Raw genomic sequence first — 26,576 nt, 5'->3', positions numbered from 1 at the left:
TGTCAGCCGCTCACGCCGACCAGCGCACAGGCAGCCGCTTGACGCCGCGCTGGAACGAGGACCGGAGCAGCACCGGCTCGCCGGCCGGCTCGATCCACGACGTACGCCGCAGGAGCTCGCCGAACATCGCCCGCATCTGGACTCGCGCCAGATGGGCGCCGAGGCACAGGTGGGGGCCGTGGCCGAAGACGAGGTGCTGGCGGCCGCGACGGTCGACGCGCAGCTCGCCGGGCGCCTCGAAGACCCGCGGGTCGCGGTTGGCCGCGAGGAAGCTGACCACGACCTTGTCGCCGACCGCGACGGGCTGGTCGCCGAGGGTGCAGTCGGCCGTCGCCGTACGCCGGAAGACCATCACCGGCGTCCACCACCGCAGCAGCTCGTCGACGGCGGTCTCGAGCAGCTCGGGTTCCGCGCGCAGGCGATGCTGCGCCTCGGGGTGGGTGATGAGCGCGTGCATCCCGCCCGGAAGCCCGTTGCGCAGGGTCTCGTTGCCGGCGACCGCGAAGAGCCAGAACATGTTCTCGAACTCCTCGTTCGAGACCTCGTCGCCGCCGTCGAGCCCCTCGCGCAGCCAGATCGACATGACGTCATCGCCGGGCTCGTGCCGCCTCCGCTCGGCGAGCAGGTGGGCGTAGGCGTAGAGGTCGGGCATCCCGGTCCGGCTGCGCGGGTCAGGCATCCGGCCGTCGGCGTCCGGCGCGGGCCGCAGCGCCATCGCCCGCCGGGCGAGCTCGGTGCCAGTGGCCGGGTCGAAGGCGGCGCTGGTGGCGTAGTCGGGGTCCTGGAAGCCGATCACCCGGTTGGACCAGTCGAAGAGCAGCATCCGGTCCTGCGCCGGCACGCCCAGCACGTCGGCGAGAGTGAGCAGCGGGAGGTCGGCGGCCACCTCCTTGGCGAAGTCGAGGACCCCCGGCTCGGTGAGGGCACGCTCGAGGATGGCGCGTACGTGGCCGGCGACCTGCTCCTCGAGCCGGGCCACCGCGCGCATCGTGAACGACCCGGCCATCGGCCGGCGCAGCCGGGTGTGCTCGGGCGGGTCCATGTTGAGCATCATCCGGCGGACATACGCCAGGTCCGCCGGCGTGGCCGGGTCCCGCACCTGGGTCGCGCCGGCGTACGACGAGAACGTGGCAGGATCGCGCAGGACAGCCCGCACGTCGTCGTACCTCGTCACCAGCCAGTAGCCCGGCCCGCCCGGCAGGCCGCCGATCGGCGGCTCCTCGACCCAGTGGACGCCGCCACCCGTCTCGCGGAGCCCATCGAGGACGGCGAGCGGCGCGCCGGCGACGTACGTCTCCGGGTCGTGGATGACCTCGGTGCCCGGGGTAGCGGTCCGCGTCACTTGTCGGCGAGGAACTTCTCGACGTACGTCGCCAGCACGACCGGCGCCTCGTGCATGGCGTAGTGGCCGCAGGCGGGCAGCTCGATCAGCTCGGCGTTCGGGTAGATCTGCAGCCAGCTCTGCCGCATCGCCTCCGCGGAGAGGGCCGGGTCGTGCTCGCCCACGATCACCGCCACCGGCGTCTCCGGCCGTCCGACCTCCGCAAGGTAGTCGTCCCGCACCCACGACTGCACAGCCCCCTTGAAGGCCTCGGGCGTCGAGTGCGTGCGGGAGAAGGCGACCATGTCGTCCACCCAGGCCGGGCTGTTGCGGCCGCCCGTGGTGAAGTCGATGATCGCGCGGCGGTTCTCGTCCTTGTCGGGTGCGCCGAAGAAGAGCGCCTCGCCCTCGGCGTCCATCGGGGCCGGCGCCGGGGCGACCGGCGAGATCCCGACGAGCGCGCGGACCCGCTGCGGGCCGGCCTGGGCCAGCAGCGACGCGCCGGCCTTGCCGCCCATCGAGTGCCCCACGATCGAGAACCGGTCGAGGCCCTCGTCGTCAGCAAGGGCGAGTACGTCGGCGGCGTACTCCCTCATCGTGAAGTCGCCGCTCTCGGCCATCCGCTCGCCGTAGCCCCGCATGTCCGGGAACCACCACGTGTAGCGCGACCGGTCGGCCACCTCGGGCCAGTAGCCCCAGCCCCCGCCGGACCCGAACCACCCGTGCAGGCAGAGCACGTGGTGCTCCCCCGACCCGACCTTCCTGACCATGAGCGCCTCCGCAGCAGCCACCGACGTGGGGCTCCTGTCTACACCCGCACGCCGCTGCGGGACAGCGGTACGGCGCCGGACGGGCCCCCGGCGGGGTCCCTTCGGGTCAGTCCATGTCGATCAGCGCGTACGGGTCGACGACCTTGCCGGTCTTCGGGTCGATCACCTTCGTGCCCGGGGCGATGTAGCCGTCGGAGGCGGCGGCGCGCGTCCCCTGCGGCGTACGCAGCCGGGCGATCGTGGCGTCGTCGCCCAGGGTCGTGCGGCCAGCGGTCCCGACGACGGGCCGGCCGACCCGACCCGAGTGGTTGAACCAGTAGGTCAGGTGCTGGATGTAGCGGCGCACCGCGCGGGTCTTGGTGATGATCCCGATGTTCTCGTCGGAGATCGCCGAGAGCCCGGAGGCGTTGGCCGAGCCCTGGACCAGCCGGAACGCGGACCGGTTCGAGCCGATGACGCCGTTGATCGCCAGCGCCTTGATGTGGAAGTACTTGTCGAACTGGCCGTCGCCGTTGGTGTCCTTCGCCATGTGACGCAGCGGGACCCGGCCGCGCTTGCCGCCGCTCGTGAGGACGGCGTGGGCCTGGTAGCTGAGGACGGTGTAGCCGACCCGCACGTCGCAGCCGCGGTTCCACAGGGCCTTGACCCGCTTCGCCATGGCCAGCCCGCGCTTGCCGCGCATGACGTCGGGGAAGAGCCGGACGACCGTGTGGTGGCTGGCGTTGCCGTTCTTGGCGCCTTTGCACTTCGTCCGGTTCAGCGCGTTCATCATCGGGTCACCGCTGTATCGCTTGCCCTGCTCCGGGGAGAACGCGAGGGTGAAAGGCGGCGACGACGTGTACGTCCAGGGGTTGGCGACCCTCTTGTCCCGCCACATCTGGGCGAAGACGGTGACCGCGAAGTTGTAGAGCTTGCGGTTGTTGACCCAGGTGAAGAGGTCGTTCCACTGGTTCGTCGCCGCGGCGAGGGTGATGTTGGCGGAGCCCTCCATCACGACCCGGGGGCTCTTGCCGGACCAGGAGAACAGGAAGAACTTCGAGTGCGCGGAGCCGGACTTGCCGCGGCAGGAGCCGTGGCAGACCTTCGCAGCGCTCCGGCGGCTCGGCTTGCGGCCCTTGTTGCCCTTGGCCAGACCGGCCTTGAGGCGCTTGAAGTTGCGGTTCGGGACCTCCTTGCTCCAGTTCGTGGCGTCCATCAGCACACGGACGCGTACGCCGCGCCTCTGGGCACGCAGGAGCAGGTCGGTCATCGCGGAGCTGTGGATGTTCCACGACATGATCCGGATCGTGCTCCCGCGCGGGGAGTGCCGGATCGCGGCCTTGATGTGGTTGTTGATGGCGAACTTCGCGCTGTTCGGTCCCACGGCGCTGTTGAAGACCGGCCCCCTGGTCACGTGGTAGCCCTTCTTCGCGGCGTACGCCACGCCCGTGGAGCCGTTCCACACCAGACCGGCAACCAACACGCTCAGCACCGCGAGCACGCTCGCCTGCACCACCCGCCGACTCTTCACCATTGCACCCGCTCCAACCGTCCGGACATCATCGTCTGGTCTTCCGAGCCACCCCCGGCGATGCACCGGAGTGGTGGCGACCCGGCGACTTTACCCAAGGAAGCGAAACGCAAACCGCTATCCGCCCCGGGGTGTCTGGGTCTGCCGGTCCTCAGTGCTGGTGCACCTCGCAGCCGCAGTACATGTTCCGACACGTGTAGCACGCCGGCATGCCGCGACACCGGGGGCACACGTCGCAGTCGACCGGGTCCGTGTGGCGGCCGGCGTCGGAGGCACCGTACGGCTGTCCACAGTGGTAGCACGGCGGGCGCGCGATCCCTGCCCGGTCCGGCGTGCTCACTGTCGCACCGCCGGGGTCGCCGCCGCGACCAGCGAGCGAGCCCGGCCCAGCTGCGGCCGGGGGGTGAGTGCGCCGTCGCGCGGCCGGGCAGGATCGTTGGCCGCAGCCACGGCGGCCGTGACGATCTCGTGGTCCGGCGCGAGGTGGCAGACCGGGTCGGTGCGAGCGGCGTCGCCGGTGAGCGCGAAGGCCTGGCAGCGGCAGCCGCCGAAGTCGAGCCCGCGCCGCTCGCAGCTGCGGCACGGGTCCGGCATCCACTCCTCCCCGCGGAAGCGCTGGAAGAGCGGCGACTCCTGCCAGATCCACGCCAGGGGGTGCTCGCGCACGTTGGCACGCGGCAGGTCGAGTCCGCGGCCCAGCTCCTGGGCCGCCGGACACGGCAGGGCGTCGCCGTTGGGCACCACGGTGAGCTGGCGGCGGGCCCAGCCGTCCATGCAGGGCTTGGGGTAGCGGCTGTAGTAGTCGGGGATCACGTAGATGATCTCCATCCGCCCCGCGAGCCGTTCCCGGGCCTCGCGTACGACGGCCTCCGCCCGCTCGAGCTGGTCCCGGCTCGGCAGCAGCTCGGTGCGGTTGAGGCCGGCCCAGCCGTAGTACTGGGTGTTGGCGAGCTCGATCCGGTCGGCTCCCATCTCCTCGGCGAGGTCGAGGATGCCGCGGATCCGGTCGAGGTTCTGCCGGTGCAGCACGATGTTGAGGGTGAGCGGCCACCCCAGCCGTTTGACGAGTGCAGCCGCCTCCCGCTTGCGCTCGTACGACGGCGTGCCGGCGATCCGGTCGGAGGGCGTCTGCTCGTCGGCCTGGATGCTGATCTGCACGTGGTCGAGGCCCGCGTCGCGGAGCTGTTCGGCACGACGCTCGGAGAGGCCGAGCCCGCTGGTGATCAGATTGGTGTAGAGACCGAGCCCGCTCGCGCACCGCACCAGGTCGACGATGTCGCGGCGCTGCATCGGCTCGCCGCCGGAGAGGTGCACCTGGAGCACGCCCAGCTCGGCCGCCTCCGTCAGCACCCGCTGCCACTCCGCGGTGGTCAGCTCGTCGCGGTAGTCGTCGAGCGCGAGCGGGTTGGAGCAGTACGGGCAGTGCAGCGGACACGCATAGGTGAGCTCGGCGAGCAGCGCGAAGGGCGCCGCCGCCGACGCCGTCCCGATCGGCTCAGTCATGGTCGACCTCCAGCCCTCGCCTGGCGACGAGATCGGTGAGGAAGCGTCGTACGTCGCCGTCGGCGACGCCGTCGTACCGGTCCTGCAGCTCGGCCTCGATCTCGGCGACCGTACGCCGGCCGTCGCACAGCTCCACGATGGCGGCACCGGTCTCGTTGATCACCCAGACCGTCTCCGGGGACAGCAGCACGTGCTGCCCGCGCGTGCCGTCGTACCTCATCCGCACGTGCGGTGCCAGCCGTGGCCGGACGGCGGCGTCAACGGCCGCCATAGGCCCGGTCGATGGCATCGAGCATGCTCCAGAGCACGTCGCACTTGAAGGACAGGGCCGCGAGCGCACCTGCCTGCGTCTCCGGCGTGGTGCAGTGCGCGCGCACCACCTCGAGACCGTGCTCGGAGTCCCGGGGGGCCTGGGTGAGCCGGGACCGGAAGTAGGCCAGTCCGTCGGGGTCGATCCAGGTGTAGTGGCGCTCGAACGCGGCGAGCCGCTCGGCCATCAGGTCCGGCGCGAACAGCTCGGTCAGCGAGGACGCCACCGCCTCGACCCACGGCCGGGTCCGCGCGAACGTGACGTAGGCGTCGACGGCGAAGCGCACGCCCGGCAGCAGGTGGCGCTCGTCCTCCAGCTCCTCCCGGGCCAGACCGACGGCCTCGCCGAGGCGCAGCCACGACTCGATCCCACCTGCCGAAGCGGAGCCCGAGGCCATCGACAGAGCGCCCTCGGTCGCGCCGTCGTGGTCGATGACGCGCTGGACCCAGCGCCGGCGTACGTCACGGTCCGGGCAGCTGCTGAGGATCGCGCCGTCCTTGCGGGGGATGTTCACCTGGTAGTAGAAGCGGTTGGCGACCCAGCCCCGGATCTCCTCCCGGCTGGATCCGCCGGCGTTCATCCGCTGATGGAACGGGTGCTGGCTGTGGTAGTGCTTCGCGTGCGCCCGGAGGGCCTCCTCGAAGTCGTCGGGGGCCAGTGCTGGGGCCGGTGCTGCGGTCATCCTCGCTCCTCAGATCTCCAGCTCGAGGCCGTCGGTCGCGACCTCGAGGCCGTACCGGTCGAGGACCGCGCGCTCCGGGGAGTCCTCGAGCAGGATCGGGTTGGTGTTGTTGATGTGGGTGTAGACCTTGCGGCCCGCCGGCAGGGGCGCGAGCGCCTCGAGGCTGCCGCCCGGCCCGTCGATGGGGATGTGCCCCATCTCGCGTGAGGTCTTGCCGGCCAGGCCGAGGGCCGGGAGCTCGTCGTCGCTCCAGCAGGTGCCGTCGACCAGCAGCGCGGAGCAGCCGGCCAGCTCCTCGAGCACCTCGGGGGTGAGCCGTTGCACGCACGGCAGGAAGACCAGGCTCCGGCCGCTCCGGGTGTCGGTGACGCGGTAGCCCACGACCCGGCCGTACGCGATCGCTCCGACGAACCGCATCCGCTTCTCGGTCGGAGCGTCGAACGCGCGGTACGACAGCCCGTCGCCGAGGGACACGTCGGCACCGGGGACGACCGGCTGCCACTTGACCGGGCAGTACGCCTCCAGGGTCCGGAGCACCCCGGTCCCGGAGGTCAGGGTCTCGTGCACCGACTCGGTCGCATGCACCTCCAGGCCTCGTCCCTCCCGCATCAGGAGCAGGCCGAGGGTGTGGTCGAGCTCGGCGTCGGTGAGCAGCACGGCCTGGGGTCGGACCAGCCGTCCCTCGTCCCAGTGGTCGGCGGGGTGGAGGGCCGGGAACGACTCGATCTGCGCCCGGACGTCCGGCGAGGCGTTGACCAGGAACCACTGCTCCCGGTCGGCGCTCACCGCGATCGACGACTCCGAGCGCGGGGCACACGGGCGCGACCCGGTCCGCACCGCGCGGCAGCACGGACAGGTGCAGTTCCACTGCGGGAAGCCTCCGCCCGCCGCCGAGCCCAGCACGCGCAACCACACCACCGATCACTCCCCTCGGGTCACCGACGGGCGCCGGACCGGCCGGCCCGGCGCCCGGTCGCGATCGCTACTCGGCCTCGGCCCAGATGCCCGCGTAGGCGGTCACCTCGGCCGACACCCGGATCTCGGTGACGGTGGGCGGCTCCCAGGTGCCCCCACTCTTCGGCAGATTCGTGTCGGCGATCTGTCGCTCCATGGTGTTCTCCCTTTCTCTCGTGTCGTCTCGTCGGTGTCGATCAGTCGAGGGCCAGCAGCAGCGGCCCCGCGACGACCATCGCGGCCCCGGCGATCCCGGCCGTGAGCACGCGGTTGCGGTGCACCTGCGGGATCGCGCGTACGACGGCGGCACTGGCCGCGAGGCCGACCGCCGCGAGCAGGATGCTCGACAGCGCCTGCTCCGCGGCCTCGACGGGCACCGCCGTGGACCACGAGTGGTCGATCAGGCCGAAGCCGATGTTGTCGAGCGTCAGCAGGGCCGGAAGGGCCCACACCCAGCGGGTGTCGGCGACCTTCTGCGCCCCGATCGCGACGACCACCAGGTAGAGACCGAGCCCCACCAGGGCGGCTGTCGACACGACCTGGGCCGTGGCCTCCGGCATGGTCCAGTGCAGGGCCGTCCCGAGCAGGAACGCACCTGCGTCGCACACGCCGAACAGGGCGGCGTACGGCAGCCGCGACCGGCGGCCGACCAGTGCGCCGACCGCGAAGCACGCGATCAGGCTGTCGATCCCAAGAAGCAGAAAACTCATCTCGAACCTCTCTTCGTCAGTCAGTCGGTCGATCAGTCGGGCAGCGCGAACACGATCAGCGCGTCGCCGTGGCCGGCACCGAGCATCCCGGGGATGATCCCCTCGAGCCACCCGCCCCAGCCGACCGGCACCGCGACGTACTGCTTGCCGTCGATGCTGTAGGTCATCGGGCTGCCGTGGTGGCCGCTGCCGCACTGGAACTTCCACAGCTCGTCACCGGTGCGGGCGTCGAGCGCGACGAACTCGCCCGTCGGGGTGCCGGCGAACACCAGGTTCCCCGCGGTCGTGCACACCGAGGAGGCCATCGGGTAGTTGTTGCGCCAGCGCCACTTCTCCTCGCCGTTGGTGTCGAAGGCGCTGATCGAGCCGGCCATGTCGTCGATGTCGACCTGGACCGCGGCGCCCCAGTAGGGCTGGCCCTCCTTGAACTCCCGGCGTCGTCTGGTGGCGGTGGCGCCGACGTCGGCGACCGGGACGTAGAACATCTCGGTCTGCTGGTTGTACGCCGCGTGCGTCCACTCCTTCGCGCCGGCGGGGCCGGGGTAGAAGTGGACCGGCTCACCCTCCTTGTCCGGGTACTTCCGCGGGGTCACCTTGCCGTCGCGGGTGATGACGCCCCAGTCGATCCGGTCCACGAAGGGGGTGACGTGCTGCAGCTCGCCGTTGGTCCGGTCGAGCACGAAGAAGTAGCCGTTCTTGTCGAAGTGGCCGAGCAGCTTCTTCCCGTCGTGGTCGAAGAGGATGTTCTCCATCGTGGAGTCGTAGTCCCACAGGTCGTGGGGCGTGAACTGGTAGTGCCAGCGGATCTCACCGGAGTCGACGTCCACCGCGACGACGCTGTCGGTGTAGAGGTTGTCGCCCTCACGGACCGCACCGTCGAAGTCGGGCGCCGGGTTGCCGGTCCCCGCGTAGTACAGGTTCGTCTCCGGGTCGTACGTCCCGGTGATCCACGAGTTCGCGCCGCCCCGCGCCCAGGCCTCGCCGTCGGCGGGCCAGGTCTCGGACCCCGGCTCCCCGGGCTTGGGCACTGTGTAGGTGCGCCAGCGGTGCTCACCGGTCTCGAGGTCCCAGCAGTCGATGTGGCCGCGCGTGCCGAACTCGCCGCCGGCGCTGCCGGTGATCAGCGTGTCCTTGACGACGAGGGGAGCCATCGAGGCGCTCTCGCCCGCACGTACGTCGCCCGAGGTCTTGGTCCAGACCGTCTTGCCCGTGGTGGCGTCCAGCGCCAGCAGGTGGGCGTTCGGTGTCATGAAGTAGACCTTGCCGTTGGCCACCGCGCAGCCGCGGTTGACATTGCCGCAGCACAGCGACACGTCGAAGGGCACCGCGTGCTTGTAGCGCCACAGCTGCTGGCCGGTCTTGGCGTCGAGGGCCCAGATCTGGCCGTCCCAGCCGGTCACGTACATCACCCCGTCGACGACCAGGGGGGTCGCCTCGAAGGCGTACGTCCCGGTGCCGGCGATCTGGCCGTAGGCCCCCGCCTGGAACATCCAGACCGGACCCATCCTGCTCACGTTGTCGGTGTTGATCTGGTCCAGCAGGCTGTAGCGCTGGCCGTCGTAGGCACCGTAGTAGGTGAGCCAGTTCTGGGACTCCGAGCGGGCGGTGAGGAGGCGGTCGGAGTTGACGCTCCGCGCCACGTCCGGTGCCGTTCCGGAGATCGCGGTCAGCGCTCCGAAGTCGATCGCCTCGCCGGCGTCCGCATAGTCGACTGTCGTCATCGTTCGATCCCTCCTACGGGCGGGGCTGGTCGGGACGGTCGAGACGGGCCTCCGGCGGCACTTCGCCCTCGACGACGATGGCGGCGGTCAGGCCGCGGCCCTCGTCGTTGCCTCCGGGCGAGCTGTACCAGTAGTAGCCGGGACCGTCGAGGTTGAGCCTCGCCGTCCCCTTCGAGTGGTTCAGCAGCCACAGGAACTTCTTGTCGCCATTGCTCGGGAACAGCGCGGAGTGCGTGTTCGTGTCGTCGTTGATGACGGTCAGCACGAGATCACCGCCGTGGGGCAGGACCAGGATCTCCGGATCCCAGGCGATCGCGTCCTCCCGGATGGTGATCGTGGCCTCCATCGTGCCGTCGGGGCGCTCGGTGGCCATGCCGATGGAGCCTGTGCCGAGCACGTGGCCGATGGACGCCTTGTTCTGTACGTCCAGGCCGAGCTCCTTCAGCTGCTCGGGTCGTTCATGAGCCAAGGTCATGGGGACCTCATCTCCTCGTCGTTGAGCGTGCGGAAGCCGGGGAGCTTCCGGCCTCGCACGCTATGCCCGCCTCCACCCCCCGAACAGGCACGACCGCTGGGCCGTCGCAGGCCGCCGTTCACCCGCAGGACGGTGCCGCTCGTGGCGGGCGGTCGCGGCCCCTGGAAGCTCCGGGCCCAGGGTCAGGGCCGAGCGAACAGGTCGAGGGTCATGACCTTGTCCCACGCGGTCACGAAGTCACGAACGAGCTTCTCCTCGGCGTCGTCGCTCGCGTAGACCTCCGCCAGCGCGCGCAGCTCGGAGTGGGCACCGAAGACGAGGTCGACGCGGCTGGCGGTCCACCTGATCTCGCCGGTGGAGCGGTCGCGGCCGGCGTACGTCGGCTGCACGCCCTGCTCCCCCTCGCTCGGCACCCACTCGGTCCCGGTGTCGAGCAGGTTGACGAAGAAGTCGTTGGTCAACGAGCCGGGCCGTCGCGTGAGTACGCCGAGCGGCGAGCGCCCGTGATTGGCGCCGAGCACGCGCAGGCCACCGACCAGCGCCGTCATCTCGGGGGCGGTCAGGGTGAGCTGGCTGGCGCGGTCGACGAGCAGCCGCTCGGGCGGGAGACCGGCGCCCTTGCCGACGTAGTTGCGGAACCCGTCGGCGGTCGGCTCGAGCCAGGCGAACCAGGCCGGGTCGGTCCACTCCTGGCTCGCGTCGGTGCGTCCCGGTCGGAACGGGACCTCGACGTGGTGGCCCGCGGCCGCGGCGGCGTGCTCGACGGCCGCGCATCCGCCGAGCACGATCAGGTCGGCGAGCGAGATCGCCTTGGCGCCGCGCTGCGACTCGTTGAACCGCGTCCGGACCTGCTCCAGCGTGGCCAGCACGGCCGCCAGCTCGTCGGGCTCGTTGACCTCCCACCGGCACTGTGGCTCGAGGCGGATGCGGGCGCCGTTCGCGCCGCCGCGCTTGTCGCTGGTGCGGAACGTCGAGGCGGAGGCCCAGGCGGTGAGGACGAGCTGCGTCACCGACAGACCGGACCCGAGGAGCGCGGTCTTGAGCGCGGCGACGTCGTCGCCATCGACGAGGTCGTGGTCGACCTCGGCCACCGGGTCCTGCCAGATCAGCCGCTCGGTCGGGACGAGCGGGCCGAGGTAGCGCTCGATCGGCCCCATGTCGAGGTGGGTGAGCTTGAACCAGGCGCGCGCGAAGGCGTCCGCGAGCCGGTCCGGGTGCTCGAGGAAGCCTCGCGCGATCGGCTCGTAGATCGGGTCGTCGCGGAGTGCGAGGTCGGTGGTCAGCATCGTGGGGTGGTGGGTCACGGCCGGATCGAACGGGTCCGGCACGGTGCCGGCGCCCGCGCCGTCGCTCGGGACCCACTGCCACATCCCCGCCGGGCTGAGCTCCACGTCCCAGCCGTAGGCGAAGAGGGTCTCCAGGAAGCCGCTGTCCCACCGCGTCGGCGTCGGGGTCCAGGTCCCCTCCAGCCCGCTGCCGACGGTGTCAGGACCGTTGCCCGTCCCGTGGCTGTTCGCCCAGCCGAGGCCCTGGGCCTCGAGCGGCGCCCCTTCCGGGCCGGGGCCGAGGACGCGGCCGGGGTCGGCCTTCCCGTGCGACTTGCCGAAGGTGTGGCCGCCGGCGATGAGCGCGACCGTCTCCTCGTCGTCGAACCCCATCCGGCGGAACGTGTCCCGGATGTCGCGCGCGGCCGCCACCGGGTCGGGCACCGTCGCCGGGCCCTGGGGGTCGACGTAGATCAGCCCCATCTCGCTCGCCGCCAGCGGCTCGTCCAGGTCTCGTACGCCGCTGTGCCGGTCGTCGGCGAACCAGGTGTCCTCCGGGCCCCAGTAGGTGTCGTCGGCCTCCCAGACCTCCGGCCGGCCGCCGGCGTACCCGAACGTCCGGAATCCCATCGACTCCAGCGCCCGGTTGCCGGCGAACACCATCAGGTCCGCCCACGAGATCCTGCGGCCGTACTTCCTCTTGACCGGCCACAGCAGCCGGCGTGCCTTGTCGAGGTTGCGGTTGTCCGGCCAGCTGTTCAGCGGGGCGAAGCGCTGCATCCCAGCAGCCGCGCCGCCCCGCCCGTCGGCGACGCGGTAGGTGCCGGCCGAGTGCCAGGCCATCCGGAGGACGAGCGGTCCGTAGTGGCCGAAGTCGGCCGGCCACCAGTCCTGTGGCGTCGTGAGCACCGCGTCGACGTCGCGCGCGAGCTCGTCGAGGTCCAGCGAGAGGAACGCCGTGGCGTAGTCGAAGTCCTCGCCGTACGGGTCGGCGGCGGCGTGCGGGCGCGCGAGGGCCTCGAGGTCGAGCCGGGCCGGCCACCAGTCGCGCTGGTCCCCGCCCGCCTCGGGACGAGGACGTACGCCGGACGCTCGGCGGCCGACCGCGGCCTGGTCGTAGGTCCTGTTGACGTAGGCGTCGGGACTCCCCGGCATGACACTCCTTCCGACGGCTCTCCGGCCTCAGATCCCCAGCGCCCGACGCACGGCACGCGAGTTGCGCCGCGACACCGGCACCATCGTGTTGTCGTGGTCGTCCATGACCAGGACCAGCTCCCCCTTGTCGCGCCGCTCGACCTCGCGGACGCGGCTGAGGTTCACGACGTACTGGCGGTGGACCCGGAGGAACCCGGCAGGGGCGAGCTCGTGGTCGAGCCTGTCCAGTCCCGAGGAGGCGGCCCGCAGCCTGCCCTGGTCGGTGGACAGCCACACGTCGTTGCCGTCCGACTCGGCGAACGACACCTCCGGCACCCGGAGCAGCACGGTGCGGTTACCCCGGACGCCGACGACCCGGCCGGGGTGTGCCTCGTGCGGCTGCTGCGGCTGCGGGCTGGCCTCGCTGTGCGGCACTCGCTCGCCGTCGGCAGTCCCGAAGGAGATCAGGTGCCCGACCAGGTTGCCGTAGAGGAACAGCGGGCGGATGCCGATCGGCGACGGCTCGTCGGCGAGGTGGGTGAGGATCTGGGTCGAGCCCATCCAGTCGTGGTTGTGGCTCGCCTGTCTGGTGGCGTACCTCGCGGCCTCGATGAACGCCGGCAGCTGCGGGGTCCAGCGCACCGCCGGGTCGACCGCAGGGGTGTTCCCGGGTACGCCGAGGAGCACGCTCGCCAGGTCGTCGGCGATCACCACCTTGCCCGCGGTGTCGACGGCGGCGAGCGGAGCGGACGACCGCGCCCGGGCGTGGTGGAACTCGGCGAGCAGCTCGGCGCCGCGGTCACGCGCGCGCATGCGCAGCGTGCTCTGGGTGTGGGCGGCGGCGTTGGCCAGCCAGCCGCGCGCGGACCCGGGGAGCTCACTGCGCCAGCAGGAGATGTTCAGGACCGCGATCGGCTCCTTGCTCACCACGTCCCGCACCGCGACCCCCGCGCAGCTCCATTCGTGGAAGGCCTGGCACCAGTGCTCCTCGCGGCGGATCACGACCGGGGTCTGCGTCCCGAGCGCGGTGCCCATGCCGTTGGTGCCGACCGCGCTCTCCGACCAGCAGAAGAGCGGTGCGAGGCCCGCCTGCGCCGCGACCGAGCTGGTCTCCTTGTCGCCCCACTCGGCCAGGATCCTGCCGGCGGCGTCGGTGACGGTGACGATTCCGCCGACGTTCGCGACCTCGTGCGCCACGGCGCCCGCGCGGAACCCCAGCTCCGTGAAGACCACGTCATGCTCGAGCCCGTGGTGCACCTCGGCGACCGCCGCGGGTGCCGCCGGCAGGTAGGGGTCGACGCGGTACTGGTCCCGACATCGATGCCAGGAGATCGCCACCTCCGGACGTACGCCGCGGAGGTCGTCCTCGCCCTGCACGAACCGCTCCCACGCGCCGTAGACCGGCGCCGTGCTTGTGGCGTGGACTACCGATTCCAGATGACGGACATCAGTCATGAGAGATCGCCTTTGGTCTGCTCGGCTCGATGGACGACATCCCGGCGGCCCGAATGTGGGGTCACTCTCGAGCGTGTCTCCACCGACGGCGTTGCACTGTGACGCTCTTCACAGATTCACACGGCGAGGGCCTCTCGGCAAGTAAAGGACCAGACAGTTCCACCCGGTGGTAGGCACGCAGCGTCCCCTCGCGGTCAGGCCAGGTGTCGGATCGTGGGCCTACCGTTCGTGGAACAGGTGGACGCCGCTCAGACGGAGCGGTTCGGGTCCAGGAAGGAGTCTGGCGATGCCTCAGTTCGTGATGGTGATGGACGTTCACGCGATGGACCATGTCCCTGACACAGACATGCCGGACGTCGCCAGTGCCGCGCACGCGGTCACCCAGGAGGCGATGGACGCCGGTGTGCGGGTGTGCGGCAGCGGCCTGGAGGAACAGACCGCGCGCATCATCGCCGCCGACGGGACCGTCTCCGACGGCCGGCCGGTCCCCGTCGGAGGACTCACGGTGTTCGAGGTGCCGTCACGCGAGGAGGCGCTCGCGTGGGCCGCCAAGTGGGCCGCCGCCTGCCGCTGCGACCAGGAGCTCTGGGAGCTCGGATCCGACCCGCAGCACGACGCGATGCTCCGCGAGTCAGCTCTCCGACGGTCACGTCCCGGCGACGCGTGATGTGCCCGGCGGGATCGGCGTGGACCAGGCAGTGGCGCCGGTGGGCTCAGACCGCTTCGCCGAGGTCGGCCTCGATGGCGTCCCGCAGCAGGGTCAGGATCCGCCGCAGCTCCCGCGAGACCTGCATCTGCGAGATGCCGACGTCCTCACCGATCTCCTGCTGCGTCCGGCCCTCGAAGAAGCGCAGGTAGAGGATCCGCTTGGCCCGGTCCTCGAGGCCGTGCACCGCGGCGGCGAGGGTCAGGCGGGCCTCGACCCGCTCCAGGTCGCGACTGTCGGCGCTCTGCAGGTCGGCGAGGGCGATGCCGCCCTCGCCCCGCGGCGCATCGAGCGAGCTCGGCCGGAAGCACCCGCGCGCCGCGAGCGCCTCTGCGACGTCCGGGACCGGCTCGCCGAGATGGCACGCGATCGCGACGACCGTGGCCTCGCCCCGCCGTGCTTCGAGCACGTCGGCGGCGTCGAGCGCCCGCAGCTGCAGGTCGCGGACCGGGCCGGGCGGACGGACGGCCCAGGCCTGGTCGCGGAAGTGGTGCAGGATCGCACCCCGGATCGTGGGGACGGCGTACGTCAGGAAGTCGTGGCCGCGCGCGGGCTCGAACGAGCGGGAGGCCTGGACCAGCGCCATGTCGGCGATCTGCTCGAGGTCCTCGGTGGCTACGCCCCGGCCGCGGTAGCGCATCGCGACGGCGTGCGCGACGTGCAGGTTCACCACCACCACCCGGTCCAACAGGTCGCGTCGTACCTCTGGTGACGGGGCCCGGTCCGCGGCGTGCAGGCACTCGTCCGTGATGTGTCGCCTGGTCGCGTCGTCGAGGCCCGCGGAGGCGATGCAGGCGGCGAGGGCGGCGGGCCCGGGCCCGTCCGGAGCGGGCACGGACGGGTCCTCCCAGGCGCCGAGCCGAGGCGGCGCGGTGCCGTCAACCTCGCCCATCGCTCGTCCTCTCTGCGGTCATGGTCCGCCGGCCTCCCGTGGAGGGCCGACGAGCGGCGATACCCGATCCCTCGCCGACACATGCGAGACCGCATGCAACCCGTGGGCGCCAGCAGGTGCCGCTCACGGCATCGGGCGTACGCCGGGTTCCTGGTGCAACGGGACAGCCCGGCCGGCCACCCGGCCCAGCGGCAGCAGCCGTCGACCGGCGATCGCCTCCAGCTCGAACGCCGCGGCGGCGTAGAGGCTCGTCGCGGCGAGCACGACACCGACCCAGCCGGCCGCGTGGAGCCAACCCTGACCTCCGGTCAGCTCCGCGACCGCGGTGACCGCGAAGCGCACCACGCTCAGCGTCAGGACGGCGCAGGCGGCGAGCCGGGTCGCCGACACCGCTGCAGGGACGAGCAGAGCGGCGGCCACCCCGAGGAGAAGCACGCCGAGACCGCTGCTCGTCGCGCCGGGCGGAGAGGTGAGGGTCGCGGCAGCGAGGACCGCCCAGCCGCCGGCGAGCAGGGCGGTGCCCGTCCCCGCCACCGGGTCGCGCGCCAGGAACCCGAGCACGGCGGCGACCAGCTGGAGCGGCACCGTGAAGGCCACGACGCCGAGCGCGATGGTGTGTCCTTGGCCCTGGCCGATCCAGGACAGCTGCAGGCACCCGAACGCCCAGGACGCGACCGCCTGACCGAGGAAGCCGAGCGGCAGCGGGGTCGCCAGCGGCCGGAGCACCACCCGCGCCGGGGCAGCCTCGCCGTCCGACGGAGCGGACCGGCTGGAGACACCCATCGGCTCTCCTTCCCCATCGCGTACTCGTGTCGCGAACCGTTCACGGCGCCGTACCCGGCCTCCCACGGACGTATGCGCCAGCGCACATATCGCCGCGGCGGTGGCGTCTGCGGCGCAGTCGTTAGCCTGGGCCGAAGCGCCGCTCCGCGGCACGACTCAGGGGCACGACCCAGCGGCACGACTCGGGAGGATGAGGACATGGGCGCCGAGTCCGAGACCTCGCCCGGCCGAGTGCCGGACCCCTCGCTCGTCGACACCGTGCTCACCGCGGGCAGGGCGATGGTCGCGATCGCCGTCCGCAGCGTGGAGGCCGCGCCGGTGGAGGTCACGGTGATCCAGCACCGGGTCCTCGTCCTCCTCGCCGCCCGGGATGTGCTGAAGATCAACGAGCTGGCCGACCTGCTCGGCATCAACCAGTCCAATGCCAGCCGACACTGCGCCAACCTCGAGGACTCCGGCCTGGTCACACGCCGCCGCTCCGACACGGACGGGCGTGCCGTGGAGGTGAGACTGACGGCAGCGGGCCGCGGCGTCCTGGAGGCGGTCGACGAGGCTCGGCGCCGGGAGCTCACCCAGCTCCTCGCCAGGCTGCCCGCTGACCTGCTCGGGACGGCCGACACCGTCTTCACCGCGTTCAACCGGGCGGCCGGTGAGCTGGCCAGCGTGGAGGTGCCGCCGCGGTGATCCCGCCGTGAGGCGACGGCCGATCGGGTCGATTCGGACCGGTGACGTTCGACCGGTGACGTTTGAGCAGTGCCGGTCAGCGGTACCCGATCGCGAAGGCCGGAGGAGGTGGCGATGCCCAGACGGGAACAGGTGCAGGCACTGGTACGCGAGGGGCTCGACTACCAGCAGATCGCCGCACGGACCGGCACGACGCCCGGCCTCGCCTATCTGATCGGCACCGGGCTGCCGGCCGACGGCGCAGACGCACCCTCGGCTCAGGCGCACGACCGCCCCGGCTTCCTCGGCACCAGCCAGCACCTCGCGAACCCGGAGCCCGCGGAGAACGTCACCTCCCGCGAGACGGTGCGCCGGTGGGTCCACGATCGTGTCGATGCCGACCCGGCGATGCGGGCGGCCGCGGCGGCCCGCGACGCCGTACCGCCCCAGCGACCGATCGCCGACCAACCCCTCGACGCGGTCGACGTGCTGATGCGCGACCACAACCAGTTGACCGCGATGCTCAAGCAGCTGGCGACGATCCCGGGGGCGAAGAAGGACGGTACGCCGGCGCAGCGGTCGAGCAGGGCATCGATCGTCGACCTGGTGACCGTCGCGCTCTCGCGCCACGAGGCGGCCGAGGAGCAGGAGCTCTGGCCCGCCGTCAGGCGTGTGCTGCCGGACGGCGACGACCTCGCCGACCAAGCCCTGGAGCAGGAGCAGCACGGCAAGGACGTGCTGCAGGAGCTCGCCCGGCTCGACGGCGAGAGTGCGGACGACGGAGAGCGTTTCGACGACCTGGTCGAGGACCTCTCCGCCACGTGCCGCAAGCACGTCGCCTTCGAGGAGAAGGTCTTCCTCCGGCTGCGCGACCAGGTGCCGGGAGAGGAGCTGATCGAGCTCGGCCGGGCGCTCGACCGCGCGCGCCGGCACGCCCCCACCAGGCCGCACCCGCACGCGCCCGCTCAGCCACCGGCCGTCGACGTCGCCGGCGCCGCCGGCACCGCCATGGACCGCGTCCGCGACGCGCTGGGCGAACGGCCCGCGGACCGTCGCGGCCGACCGACGGCGGAGGCGGAGCGACGTACCGACGCGGGGTCCGACGCGGGGTCCGACGGGGGATCCGACGACGGGGGTCCCGACACAGAGGACGGTGACTGATGGGAGTCCGCACCTTCATCGAGGGCTGGCCGGTCTACCGCCAGCTGAAGGGCGAGGACCCGACCGGGCGGGGGCCGGCGGCGAAGTCCCGGCACAGCGACGAGTTGCGGCCGCGGGTGGCCGGCGCCGAGAAGGTCGTGAAGTCGATCTGCCCCTACTGCGCAGTGGGCTGCGGCCAGAACGTGTACGTCGAGGACGGGCGCGTCACCCAGATCGAGGGTGACCCCGACTCCCCGGTGAGCCGGGGTCGGCTCTGCCCGAAGGGCGCGGCCAGCCTCCAGCTGACCACCGGCTCGTCCCGGCTGCACCAGGTGCTCTACCGGCGCCCCCACGCCACCGACTGGGAGCGGCTGGACCTGGACACGGCGATGGACATGATCGCCGACCGGGTGATCGAGAGCCGGCGGACGTACTGGCAGGACGAGGTGGGCGGCACCAAGGTCAGCCGGACGATGGGCTTCGCGACCCTCGGGGGGGCGACCCTCGACAACGAGGAGAACTACCTCATCAAGAAGCTGTTCACCGCGCTGGGCGCGATCCAGATCGAGAACCAGGCGCGGATATGACACTCCTCCACGGTCCCCAGTTTGGGGACCTCGTTCGGCCGGGGAGGGGCCACCACCTTCCAGCAGGACCTGCAGAACGCTGACTGCATCGTGATCGAGGGCTCGAACATGGCCGAGTGCCACCCGGTCGGGTTCCAGTGGGTGATGGAGGCCAAGGCGCGTGGGGCCACGATCATCCACGTCGACCCTCGCTTCACCCGGACCAGCGCACTGGCAGACCTGCACGTCCCGATCCGGGCCGGAACCGACATCGCGTTCCTCGGCGGCCTGATCAACCACGTGCTGCAGAACGACGCCTACTTCAAGGAGTACGTCGTCGCCTACACCAACGCCGCCACCATCCTCACCGAGGACTATGTGGACGCAGAGGACAACGACGGTGTCTTCTCCGGCTTCGACCCCGACGACCGCAGCTACGACTTCCACACCTGGCAGTACGAGGGCGCGGAGGTCCAGGCGGCGTCGGGCCAGCGCGACCAGCAGTACGAGGACCGCGCCGGCTCGGGCCAGAAGAGCGGCGTACGCAAGGCCGGTCGGGGCGAGGCGCACGGCTCGGGCGGTGCCTCGATCAGCGGAGACATCGAGTACGACGAGACGCTGCAGCACCCGCGCTGCGTCTTCCAGGTGCTCAAGCGGCACTACGCCCGCTACACCCCCGAGGCGGTCGAGGAGATCTGCGGCATCCCGCAGGACCTCTTCGGCAAGGTCGCCGACGCGCTGGTCGCGAACTCCGGTCGCGACCGGACCAGCGCGTTCTGCTACGCCGTCGGCTGGACCCAGCACACCGTCGGGGTGCAGTACATCCGCGCGGCGGCGATCCTGCAGAGCCTGCTCGGCAACATCGGCCGGCCCGGCGGCGGCATCCTGGCGCTACGCGGCCACGCCAGCATCCAGGGCTCGACCGACATCCCGACGCTCTACAACCTGCTGCCCGGCTACCTGCCGATGCCGCACGCCCACGAGCACGAGGACCTCGACGCCTACATCGAGGCCGACTCGACCGAGAAGGGCTACGGGGCGGAGAGCCGGTCCTACATGGTCAGCCTGCTCAAGGCGTGGTGGGGAGGGGCCGCGACCGAGGAGAACGACTTCTGCTTCGACTACCTGCCGCGGCTGACCGGCAGCGCGTCGACGTACGACACGGTCATGGCGCAGCTTGCTGGGGAGACCAACGGCTACCTCCTGATCGGCGAGAACCCTGCGGTCGGCTCCGCGAACGCCAAGCTGCAGCGGCTGGCGATGGCGAAGCTCGACTGGCTCGTCGTCCGCGACTTCTCCCTCATCGAGAGCGCGACCTGGTGGAAGGACGGCCCGGAGATCGAGACCGGCGAGCTGCGCACGGAGGACATCGGGACCGAGGTCTTCTTCCTGCCGGCCGCGGCGCACACGGAGAAGGACGGCAGCTTCACCAACACCCAGCGGCTGCTGCAGTTCCACCACCAGGCGGTCGAGCCCGAGGGCGACGCCCGCAGCGACCTGTGGTTCACCTTCCACCTCGGCCGGCGGATCCGGGAGAAGCTGGCCGCGTCGACCGACCCCCGCGACCGGCCGATCCTCGATCTGACCTGGGACTACCCGACCAAGGGGCGGCACGCCGAGCCCGAGGCCGAGGCGGTCGTCGCCGAGATCAACGGCTGGGACGCCAACGGCGACCCGCTGTCCAGCTACGAGCAGCTCAACGAGGACGGCTCGACCGCGTGCGGCTGCTGGATCTACTGCGGCGTCTACAGCGACGGCGTCAACCAAGCGGCCCGACGCAAGCCCGCCGGCGAGCAGAGCTGGGTCGCTCCCGAGTGGGGCTGGGCCTGGCCGGCCAACCGACGGTTGCTCTACAACCGCGCCTCGGCCGATCCCGACGGCAAGCCGTGGAGCGAGCGCAAGGCCTACGTCTGGTGGGACGAGGACAACGCGCTGTGGACCGGCCACGACATCGCCGACTTCGCCGCGGACAAGTCGCCACACTACCGGCCGCCGGCCGGGGCGAAGGGCGCAGAGGCGCTGACCGGCATCGACCCGTTCGTCATGCAGGCCGACGGCAAGGCATGGCTGTTCGTACCGTCCGGGCTCACCGACGGACCCCTGCCGACCCACTACGAGCCGCAGGAGTCGCCCTTCCGCAACCCGCTCTACCGGCAGCAGCGCAACCCTGCACGTGAGCTCCACCCGCACGAGAACAACCGGCTGCAGCCCAGCGGCGACCAGCCGGGGGCGGAGCTCTTCCCCTATCCGTTGACCACCTACCGGCTCACCGAGCACCACACTGCCGGCGGTATGACCCGCTGGGTTCCTTACCTCGCCGAGCTCCAGCCGGAGCTCTTTTGCGAGGTGTCCCCCGAGCTCGCCGCCGAGCGCGGGCTTGAGCACGGCGGCTGGGCGACGATCGTGACCGCCCGGAACGCGATCGAGGCGCGGGTGATGGTCACCGAGCGGATCGCGCCACTGCGGGTGGCCGGTCGCACCGTCCACCAGGTGGGAGTGCCCTACCACTGGGGACCCAACGGCTACAGCACCGGAGACGCGGCGAACGAGCTCACCTCGGTGGCGCTGGACCCGAACGTCCACATCCAGGAGGTCAAGGCGCTGGCCTGCGACATCCGACCCGGGCGCCGCCCCCGCGGCGCCGACCGGGTGGCGCTGGTGCGCGACTACCAGCGGCGGGCCGGCATCGACGACGACACCGGGACGGAGATCTGAGCGTGGAACTGATCCCCGAGAGCGAGTACGACGACGCGCCGCCCCGGATGGGGTTCTTCACCGACACCTCGGTCTGCATCGGCTGCAAGGCCTGCGAGGTGGCCTGCAAGGAGTGGAACCACGTCCCCGAGGACGGGTTGGCGTTCAGCGGGATGTCGTACGACAACTCCGAGGGCCTCGGCGCCGACACCTGGCGGCACGTGGCGTTCATCGAGAACCGCAGCGGTACGGCGGCGGTCGACCTCGGCATGCCGGAGGTCGGCGCTCCCGCCGACGCTCCCGACATCCGCCCGGACCTGCCGCCCGGCGGCGACCTCATCGACGAGGAGGGCCAGCTGCAGTGGCTGATGGCCTCCGATGTCTGCAAGCACTGCACCCACGCCGCCTGCCTCGACGTCTGCCCGACCGGATCGCTCTTCCGCACCGAGTTCGGCACGGTCGTCGTGCAGGAGGACATCTGCAACGGGTGCGGCTACTGCATCCCCGCCTGCCCCTACGGCGTCATCGACCAGCGCAAGGAGGACGGCCGGGCCTGGAAGTGCACCCTGTGCTACGACCGGCTCGGCGTCGGGATGGAGCCGGCGTGCGCGAAGGCCTGCCCGACCGACTCGATCCAGTTCGGGCCGCTCGACGAGCTGCGCGAGCGGGCCGACGCCCGGGTCGAGCAGCTGCACGAGCGCGGTGTGGACGTCGCACGGCTCTACGGACGTGACCCGGACGACGGTGTCGGCGGCGACGGCGCGTTCTTTCTGCTCCTCGACGAGCCGGAGGCGTACGGCCTGCCGCCGGACCCGGTCGTGACGACCCGCGACCTGCCGGCCATGTGGCGGCGGGCGGGGCTGGCCGCTCTCGCCCTCGCCGCCGGCGTGGCGGCCGCGGCCCTGGGAGGGGAGTCATGAGCAACCACCCCGGCGGCAACGAGTCCGGCGTCACCCGCGAGGGGCTCGAGCACCCCCGCCCGGGCCGGGAGGCACCGGCCGACGACCGGACCGCCCGCCGCCGGCGGCGGGGCGGGCGGCGCGGCGAGCGCGCGATGGTGCCCGACGCGGAGTTCCGCTCCTACTACGGCCAGCCGGTCCTCAACAAGCCGGTCTGGTCCGCGACCGACATCGCCGGCTACCTCTTCCTCGGCGGGCTCGCCGGGGCGTCGTCCCTCGTCGGCGCCGCCGCCGATCTGCGCGGCGACGACCGGCTCGCCCGGGTGAGCAAGACCGGCGCCGCCGGCGCCGCCGTCCTCTCGCTCGCGGCGCTCGTGCACGACCTCGGCCGACCCGCCCGCTTCCTCAACATGCTGCGCGTCGTGAAGGTGACCTCGCCGATGAACGTCGGCGCCTGGCTGCTCTCGGCGTACGCGCCGGCGGCGCTCGTCGCCGCGGGGTCGGCGCTGACCGGCAGGATGCGGCCGCTCGGGGCGGCGGGCACCGCGGGAGCGGCCGTGCTCGGTCCTGCGGTCGCGTCGTACACCGCCGTGCTGATCAGCGACACGGCGGTCCCGGCGTGGCACGACGGCTACCGCGAGATGCCGTTCGTCTTCGTCGGCTCGGGGGCGATGGCGGCCGGCGGGCTCGGCCTGCTCGGTGCCCGGTCCGGGGGGGGCGTGCCCCGTCGCGTCGGGGTGATCGGCGCCCTGACGGAGGTCGTCGGTCTGAAGCTGATGGAGCGCCGGCTGGGCGTCGTCGCCGAGCCCTACCACACGGGCCGTCCCGGCCGCTGGGCCAAGGTCGGTGAGGGGCTCGCCCTGGCCGGCTCCGCGCTCGCCCTTCTGACCCGGGGAGAGGGTCGCGCCCGTCGTACGGCGGGCGCCGTGGCGGGCGCCATGCTGATGGCCGGCTCGGCCTGCACCAGGGTCGGGGTCTTCTCCGCGGGCGTCGCCTCGGCCGAGGACCCGCGCTACACGGTGCAGCCGCAGCGCGAGCGGCTCCGGGCGCGCTGACTCACCGGCGCCGTGGCACGTCGTGCCCGGCCGATGCAGGACGACCGGCCCGGTGTCGTACGACGACCGCGACCGCCATCACGACGGCAGCCGCCACGGCGAGCCGCCGGACCCGGCGCCGACGGGGTGCCGCCGGCTCCGGCTCGGGCACCGGCAAGCCGGGGTAGGCCTCCTGGGCGCTCTCGACGGCCTCCTCCCGTTCGTCGAAGCTGCGGTGGCTGACCAGGGTGGTCGCGCCGTCCGGCGACACCCAGCGCCAGCGCCAGGCGCCGTCGTCCTGGCGCCACACCTCGACGGTGCCGCCGGGGGCCGCGGGGCTCATGCCTCACGCCGCCGCCGCAGCCCGGCGACGAGCTCGTGGCGGCCCAGCTCGACGGCGTGTCCGACGTCGCTGAGGCGCAGCGACTCAGCGACCCACCAGCCGACCAGGCCGGCGGCGATCGGGAGCACGAAGACGAGGACGCGCAGGACGTCCCGGATCGCCGCGACGGTCCAGCCGGTCCACTGCACGATGAGCTCCTCCGACCCGGCGACCAGCAGGACGGCCATGAAGGTCAGCATCGCCGAGGCCAGCGCCACCCGCAGCGGCGACTCGCGGGGGCTGCCGGTGAGGTGATGGGGCGCGCGGTCGCCGGTCCATCGCCGGTCGAGCCACGGCCACAGGTAGAGCGTGCCGAAGACCAGGGCCGGCAGGACCACGCCCGGCCAGAACTGGTTGGGCACCTCGAGGCCGAAGACCCGGAACTCCACCGGTGGGAAGAGCCGCAGCGCGCCCTCGATCCAGAGGATGTACCAGTCGGCCACCGAAGGCGCCGTGATCGTGGCCGGGTCGAAGTCCCCCCACGCCCACACCGGGTTGATCTGGAGCAGCCCGCCGGCGAGGAGGACGGCAGCGCAGACGGCGGCGAGCAGCGACAGCGAGCGGAGCGCGTACGACGGCCACATCCGCGACCCGACGACGTTCGAGTCGCGCCGGCCCGGTCCGGGGAAGTGGGTGTGCTTCTGCCGGATCAGGATCGCCAGGTGCGCGGAGATCAGGATGGCGAGGACCGCCGGCACGACCAGGACGTGGAGCAGGTAGAGCCGCTGGATGATCTCCCGGCCCGGGAACTCGCCGTCGAAGATCAGGAAGCTGAGCCAGCTGCCGACGACAGGGATCGACTGCGTGATCGCGCTGAAGATCCGCAGGCCGGTGCCCGAGAGCAGGTCGTCGGGGAGCGAGTAGCCGGCGAAGGCGTTGAAGATCGCGAGGATCAGCATCGTGACGCCGATCGTCCAGTTGAGCTCACGCGGCCGCCGGAACGACCCGGTGAGGAAGATCCGGCACAGGTGCAGCACGATCGACCCGATGAAGAGGTGAGCGGCCCAGTGGTGCGCCTGCCGCAGCAGCAGCCCGCCTCGGACGTCCCAGCTCAGCCGGATCGAGGAGGCGTACGCCGCGGAGACCTCCTGGCCCTGCATCGGCCGGTAGTGGCCGTCGTACACCGTCATCGCCGAGCTGGGCTCGAAGAAGAGCGCGAGGTAAATACCGCTGGCGACCAGGAAGACGAAGCTGTAGAGCGCGATCTCACCCATCATGAACGACCAGTGGTCCGGGAAGATCTTGGCCAGCACGCTGCGGCCCGTGCCGGCGACGCCCAGCCGCTCGTCGAGCTTCCGCATCGGCCGCGGGCGCGGCAGCAGGCTGAGCAGGATGCCGGCCATCAGTGGTTCCCCCATCCGGGGCCGACCGGGCCGCTGAAGTCGCCGCGCGCGACCAGGTAGCCGCTCTCGTCGCTGCCCAGCGGCAGCTGCGGCAGCGGATGCGGTGCCGGGCCCTCGACCGGCCGGGCGCCGTCGGTCACGTCGAACACCGAGTGATGGCACGGGCACATCAGCTCGCGGGAGCTGTCGGTGTAGAGCCCGACCGGGCACCCCGCGTGGGTGCAGAGCTTCGAGTAGGCGACGACGCCGGCGACCACCCAGTCCTGCCTGCCCGCGGGGAGGCGGAGCACGGCGGGATCGACCCGGATGAGCATCGTCGTGGTGTCGACGTGCTCTCGTGGGTCGAGCCCCTCGGGAAAGGCCGTCACCGCGCCACCGACCTCGAGGTCGTCGGGACGGATCGGCTCGCCCTCCTCGGTGACGAGCCGGGTGCCTGCCTGCCACGGCGTGCGCATCAGGACGTCGTCGGGATCGGTGCCCATCGACGGCAGCAGCGAGCGCAGTGGGAAGAGCGCGGCGCCGCCGATCGCCGCCACCGCCGTGCCGAGGGCGCCCCACAGCACACCCGAGCGCGGCACCGGCTGCTCGGTGAGGGCTCGCCGGAAGGCGTCGTACTGCGGCTTCGGGGTCGGGCCGACGGCGCGCTCCTCGACGTAGTCCGGCTCGTGCCCCTCGATGAGGCTGGACCACCGGGCCAGGCCGAGGGCGAGGAAGGCGAAGGCGGCGCCGAGGCAGCCGCCGAGGGCCTCGTTGCCGAGGTCGAGGACGTAGCTGGCGGCGAAGCCGGCCGCGCCCAGCGCGCTGAGGAGGAAGGCCAGGACGACGCTGCGCGGCGCCCGATCGGGTCTGCTCACTGCTGCTCCTCCCCCTTGGACCGCTCGGGCGCGCGCCGGCCGAGGAGACGGATCACCACGAGCAGGCAGGGCAGCAGGACGAAGAGGGCCACCGCGCCCTCGATGATGGGGCCGTACTGGTCGAGGCCGGCGCCGCCGACGTCCTGGGACGAGCCGAGCTGGTGGACGTACGCGACGATGTCGTCGACGTCCTGCTGGTCGAGCTGCTTCTCGCTGAACGGCGGCATGGGGCCCGGGCCCACCCGCATCGCCTCGGCGACCTGGCGCTTCTGGGTGTGCCACAGGTCGGGGGCCGGCTGGCCGCCGCTGACGATGGCGCCCGTGCCGCTCGCGGAGTGACAGGCCGCGCAGTTCTCCAGGAAGAGCGTGCGGCCGCTGACGGCGTCGCCCGCGGCCAGGGCGGGGATCCCCGGACCGTTGTCGAGGCTGCCGACATAGCTCACCAGGGCGGAGATGGTGGCGTCGTCGTACGCCGGCGGCCCGCGCCGGACGTCCTGGTCCGGCGAGTCCAGCGGCATCCGGCCGGTGCGGAGGTAGAAGTCCGCGGCCTCCGCGCCGACGTCGGTGAGCGAGGGGCCGTTGTGTGTGCCGGAGCCGTCGGTCCCGTGGCACCAGGCGCAGTCGCGCAGGAAGACCTCCCGGCCGGTTGCCTGGTCCGCAGCGCCGGCCGCGTCCGCCGCGGGGGCGGCGACGCTCGCGGTGCCGGTGCTCCGCGCCGCCGTGAGGGCGAGCACCGCAGCGGCGGCGAGCACCGCGGCCGCGCAGAGCAGCCGCGCACGGGTGCGGGAGGGGCTGGGCCGTTCTCTCATG

25 protein-coding genes and 1 pseudogene are annotated in these 26,576 nt (G+C 72.0%); 7 read left to right on the top strand and 19 right to left on the bottom strand.

The genetic code is table 11. The features are described 5' to 3' along the window. Positions 1-10 precede the first annotated feature (10 nt). The 13 genes from ABLE53_RS06135 to ABLE53_RS06075 all read right to left on the bottom strand — a co-directional run bounded on the left by ABLE53_RS06135 (position 11) and on the right by ABLE53_RS06075 (position 13,810). Positions 11-1,342 carry a cytochrome P450 gene (locus ABLE53_RS06135; RefSeq protein ID WP_348857853.1) on the bottom strand — a complete coding sequence of 444 codons (1,332 nt, stop codon included), beginning with the start codon at positions 1,340-1,342 and terminating at the stop codon, positions 11-13. After that, entirely contained in the window at positions 1,339-2,112 is a 774-nt protein-coding gene (locus ABLE53_RS06130) for an alpha/beta fold hydrolase (RefSeq protein WP_348857852.1), read from the bottom strand. Before ABLE53_RS06130 ends, ABLE53_RS06135 begins: the two co-directional genes overlap by 4 nt. An 85-nt stretch (positions 2,113-2,197) precedes the next feature. Next, positions 2,198-3,604, bottom strand: coding sequence for a phospholipase D-like domain-containing protein (locus ABLE53_RS06125; RefSeq protein ID WP_348857851.1), 1,407 nt, complete (start codon positions 3,602-3,604; stop codon positions 2,198-2,200). 333 nt (positions 3,605-3,937) lie between these two features. Continuing rightward, entirely contained in the window at positions 3,938-5,104 is a 1,167-nt protein-coding gene (gene pqqE / locus ABLE53_RS06120; protein ID WP_348857850.1) for a pyrroloquinoline quinone biosynthesis protein PqqE, read from the bottom strand. Further along, positions 5,097-5,375: a pyrroloquinoline quinone biosynthesis peptide chaperone PqqD gene (pqqD, locus tag ABLE53_RS06115; protein ID WP_348857849.1), complete on the bottom strand. Its 279-nt coding sequence runs from the start codon at positions 5,373-5,375 to the stop codon at positions 5,097-5,099. The genes pqqE and pqqD overlap by 8 nt, the downstream gene beginning before the upstream one ends. Next, positions 5,362-6,096 carry a pyrroloquinoline-quinone synthase PqqC gene (gene pqqC / locus ABLE53_RS06110; protein ID WP_348857848.1) on the bottom strand — a complete coding sequence of 245 codons (735 nt, stop codon included), beginning with the start codon at positions 6,094-6,096 and terminating at the stop codon, positions 5,362-5,364. The genes pqqD and pqqC overlap by 14 nt, the downstream gene beginning before the upstream one ends. 9 nt (positions 6,097-6,105) lie before the next feature. Further along, complete coding sequence (pqqB, locus tag ABLE53_RS06105) at positions 6,106-7,014, bottom strand: pyrroloquinoline quinone biosynthesis protein PqqB (RefSeq protein ID WP_348857847.1); 909 nt, start codon at positions 7,012-7,014, stop codon at positions 6,106-6,108. Positions 7,015-7,078: 64 nt separating this feature from the next. After that, a complete protein-coding gene (gene pqqA, locus ABLE53_RS06100; protein ID WP_348857846.1) occupies positions 7,079-7,207 on the bottom strand; it encodes a pyrroloquinoline quinone precursor peptide PqqA in 129 nt (42 codons plus the stop codon). A 40-nt stretch (positions 7,208-7,247) separates the two neighbouring features. Then, a complete protein-coding gene (locus ABLE53_RS06095) occupies positions 7,248-7,760 on the bottom strand; it encodes a hypothetical protein (protein ID WP_348857845.1) in 513 nt (170 codons plus the stop codon). Positions 7,761-7,792: 32 nt separating this feature from the next. After that, positions 7,793-9,481: a PQQ-dependent dehydrogenase, methanol/ethanol family gene (locus ABLE53_RS06090; RefSeq protein WP_348857844.1), complete on the bottom strand. Its 1,689-nt coding sequence runs from the start codon at positions 9,479-9,481 to the stop codon at positions 7,793-7,795. Between the two features lie 13 nt (positions 9,482-9,494). Further along, positions 9,495-9,956 carry an MSMEG_3727 family PQQ-associated protein gene (locus ABLE53_RS06085; RefSeq protein WP_348857843.1) on the bottom strand — a complete coding sequence of 154 codons (462 nt, stop codon included), beginning with the start codon at positions 9,954-9,956 and terminating at the stop codon, positions 9,495-9,497. 182 nt (positions 9,957-10,138) lie between these two features. Then, positions 10,139-12,376 (bottom strand): catalase/peroxidase HPI, encoded by a 2,238-nt coding sequence (gene katG / locus ABLE53_RS06080; RefSeq protein WP_348857842.1) that lies wholly within the window; start codon positions 12,374-12,376, stop codon positions 10,139-10,141. Positions 12,377-12,403: 27 nt separating this feature from the next. Further along, positions 12,404-13,810, bottom strand: coding sequence for a DNA-binding protein (locus ABLE53_RS06075; protein WP_348857841.1), 1,407 nt, complete (start codon positions 13,808-13,810; stop codon positions 12,404-12,406). A gap of 286 nt (positions 13,811-14,096) precedes the next feature. Between ABLE53_RS06075 and ABLE53_RS06070 the strand changes: the two genes are divergently transcribed. Next, positions 14,097-14,477 (top strand): YciI family protein, encoded by a 381-nt coding sequence (locus tag ABLE53_RS06070; protein WP_348857840.1) that lies wholly within the window; start codon positions 14,097-14,099, stop codon positions 14,475-14,477. Between the two features lie 46 nt (positions 14,478-14,523). On the opposite strand, the gene ABLE53_RS06065 is transcribed toward ABLE53_RS06070, so the two are convergent. Further along, positions 14,524-15,408, bottom strand: a complete 885-nt coding sequence (locus ABLE53_RS06065; protein ID WP_348857839.1) for a sigma-70 family RNA polymerase sigma factor — start codon at positions 15,406-15,408, stop codon at positions 14,524-14,526. Positions 15,409-15,531: 123 nt separating this feature from the next. Continuing rightward, entirely contained in the window at positions 15,532-16,191 is a 660-nt protein-coding gene (locus ABLE53_RS06060) for an acetate uptake transporter family protein (RefSeq protein ID WP_348857838.1), read from the bottom strand. 198 nt (positions 16,192-16,389) lie between these two features. On the opposite strand from ABLE53_RS06060, the gene ABLE53_RS06055 reads away from it, so the two are divergent. From ABLE53_RS06055 to nrfD, 6 genes and pseudogenes are all read left to right on the top strand, one after another. Beyond that, the gene (locus tag ABLE53_RS06055) at positions 16,390-16,875 is read left to right on the top strand and encodes a MarR family winged helix-turn-helix transcriptional regulator (RefSeq protein WP_348857837.1); all 486 of its coding nucleotides are present in this window, start codon (positions 16,390-16,392) and stop codon (positions 16,873-16,875) included. A gap of 114 nt (positions 16,876-16,989) precedes the next feature. After that, entirely contained in the window at positions 16,990-18,015 is a 1,026-nt protein-coding gene (locus ABLE53_RS06050) for a hemerythrin domain-containing protein (RefSeq protein WP_348857836.1), read from the top strand. After that, complete coding sequence (locus ABLE53_RS24895) at positions 18,015-18,581, top strand: hypothetical protein (RefSeq protein ID WP_484555210.1); 567 nt, start codon at positions 18,015-18,017, stop codon at positions 18,579-18,581. The genes ABLE53_RS06050 and ABLE53_RS24895 overlap by 1 nt, the downstream gene beginning before the upstream one ends. A gap of 12 nt (positions 18,582-18,593) precedes the next feature. Beyond that, positions 18,594-21,275: pseudogene (gene fdh / locus ABLE53_RS06045) on the top strand (formate dehydrogenase); the annotation flags it as partial. Positions 21,276-21,277: 2 nt separating this feature from the next. Further along, positions 21,278-22,174, top strand: coding sequence for a 4Fe-4S dicluster domain-containing protein (locus tag ABLE53_RS06040; RefSeq protein ID WP_348857834.1), 897 nt, complete (start codon positions 21,278-21,280; stop codon positions 22,172-22,174). Further along, positions 22,171-23,208, top strand: a complete 1,038-nt coding sequence (gene nrfD, locus ABLE53_RS06035) for an NrfD/PsrC family molybdoenzyme membrane anchor subunit (protein ID WP_348857833.1) — start codon at positions 22,171-22,173, stop codon at positions 23,206-23,208. The genes ABLE53_RS06040 and nrfD overlap by 4 nt, the downstream gene beginning before the upstream one ends. A gap of 1 nt (position 23,209) precedes the next feature. On the opposite strand, the gene ABLE53_RS06030 is transcribed toward nrfD, so the two are convergent. From ABLE53_RS06030 to qcrC, 4 genes are read right to left on the bottom strand one after another with little or no spacing between them, the layout of a single operon-like run. After that, positions 23,210-23,530, bottom strand: a complete 321-nt coding sequence (locus ABLE53_RS06030; protein ID WP_348857832.1) for a hypothetical protein — start codon at positions 23,528-23,530, stop codon at positions 23,210-23,212. Beyond that, positions 23,527-24,912, bottom strand: a complete 1,386-nt coding sequence (gene qcrB, locus ABLE53_RS06025; protein ID WP_348857831.1) for a cytochrome bc1 complex cytochrome b subunit — start codon at positions 24,910-24,912, stop codon at positions 23,527-23,529. The genes ABLE53_RS06030 and qcrB overlap by 4 nt, the downstream gene beginning before the upstream one ends. Then, positions 24,912-25,766 carry a ubiquinol-cytochrome c reductase iron-sulfur subunit gene (locus ABLE53_RS06020; RefSeq protein WP_348857830.1) on the bottom strand — a complete coding sequence of 285 codons (855 nt, stop codon included), beginning with the start codon at positions 25,764-25,766 and terminating at the stop codon, positions 24,912-24,914. The genes qcrB and ABLE53_RS06020 overlap by 1 nt, the downstream gene beginning before the upstream one ends. Next, positions 25,763-26,575 (bottom strand): cytochrome bc1 complex diheme cytochrome c subunit, encoded by an 813-nt coding sequence (qcrC, locus tag ABLE53_RS06015; RefSeq protein ID WP_348857829.1) that lies wholly within the window; start codon positions 26,573-26,575, stop codon positions 25,763-25,765. Before qcrC ends, ABLE53_RS06020 begins: the two co-directional genes overlap by 4 nt. Position 26,576: the final 1 nt, after the last annotated feature.

Origin of the sequence: Nocardioides asiaticus (assembly GCF_040049175.1) — a bacterium.
Lineage (GTDB): Bacteria > Actinomycetota > Actinomycetes > Propionibacteriales > Nocardioidaceae > Nocardioides > Nocardioides cheoyonin.
Note: the sequence above shows the minus strand (reverse complement) of the source record. Positions and strands in the feature narration are given on the sequence as shown.

Excerpts from the sequence above, each read along its gene's own strand:
- ABLE53_RS06125 (WP_348857851.1), bottom strand. The coding sequence starts at position 3,604 with ATGGTGAAGAGTCGGCGGGTGGTGCAGGCGAGCGTGCTCGCGGTGCTG.
- pqqE (WP_348857850.1), bottom strand. The coding sequence starts at position 5,104 with ATGACTGAGCCGATCGGGACGGCGTCGGCGGCGGCGCCCTTCGCGCTG.
- pqqD (WP_348857849.1), bottom strand. The coding sequence starts at position 5,375 with ATGGCGGCCGTTGACGCCGCCGTCCGGCCACGGCTGGCACCGCACGTG.
- pqqC (WP_348857848.1), bottom strand. The coding sequence starts at position 6,096 with ATGACCGCAGCACCGGCCCCAGCACTGGCCCCCGACGACTTCGAGGAG.
- pqqA (WP_348857846.1), bottom strand. The coding sequence starts at position 7,207 with ATGGAGCGACAGATCGCCGACACGAATCTGCCGAAGAGTGGGGGCACC.
- ABLE53_RS06095 (WP_348857845.1), bottom strand. The coding sequence starts at position 7,760 with ATGAGTTTTCTGCTTCTTGGGATCGACAGCCTGATCGCGTGCTTCGCG.
- ABLE53_RS06090 (WP_348857844.1), bottom strand. The coding sequence starts at position 9,481 with ATGACGACAGTCGACTATGCGGACGCCGGCGAGGCGATCGACTTCGGA.
- ABLE53_RS06085 (WP_348857843.1), bottom strand. The coding sequence starts at position 9,956 with ATGACCTTGGCTCATGAACGACCCGAGCAGCTGAAGGAGCTCGGCCTG.
- katG (WP_348857842.1), bottom strand. The coding sequence starts at position 12,376 with ATGCCGGGGAGTCCCGACGCCTACGTCAACAGGACCTACGACCAGGCC.
- ABLE53_RS06075 (WP_348857841.1), bottom strand. The coding sequence starts at position 13,810 with ATGACTGATGTCCGTCATCTGGAATCGGTAGTCCACGCCACAAGCACG.
- ABLE53_RS06070 (WP_348857840.1), top strand. The coding sequence starts at position 14,097 with ATGCCTCAGTTCGTGATGGTGATGGACGTTCACGCGATGGACCATGTC.
- ABLE53_RS06065 (WP_348857839.1), bottom strand. The coding sequence starts at position 15,408 with ATGGGCGAGGTTGACGGCACCGCGCCGCCTCGGCTCGGCGCCTGGGAG.
- ABLE53_RS06060 (WP_348857838.1), bottom strand. The coding sequence starts at position 16,191 with ATGGGTGTCTCCAGCCGGTCCGCTCCGTCGGACGGCGAGGCTGCCCCG.
- ABLE53_RS06055 (WP_348857837.1), top strand. The coding sequence starts at position 16,390 with ATGGGCGCCGAGTCCGAGACCTCGCCCGGCCGAGTGCCGGACCCCTCG.
- ABLE53_RS06050 (WP_348857836.1), top strand. The coding sequence starts at position 16,990 with ATGCCCAGACGGGAACAGGTGCAGGCACTGGTACGCGAGGGGCTCGAC.
- ABLE53_RS24895 (WP_484555210.1), top strand. The coding sequence starts at position 18,015 with ATGGGAGTCCGCACCTTCATCGAGGGCTGGCCGGTCTACCGCCAGCTG.
- nrfD (WP_348857833.1), top strand. The coding sequence starts at position 22,171 with ATGAGCAACCACCCCGGCGGCAACGAGTCCGGCGTCACCCGCGAGGGG.
- ABLE53_RS06030 (WP_348857832.1), bottom strand. The coding sequence starts at position 23,530 with ATGAGCCCCGCGGCCCCCGGCGGCACCGTCGAGGTGTGGCGCCAGGAC.
- qcrB (WP_348857831.1), bottom strand. The coding sequence starts at position 24,912 with ATGGCCGGCATCCTGCTCAGCCTGCTGCCGCGCCCGCGGCCGATGCGG.
- qcrC (WP_348857829.1), bottom strand. The coding sequence starts at position 26,575 with ATGAGAGAACGGCCCAGCCCCTCCCGCACCCGTGCGCGGCTGCTCTGC.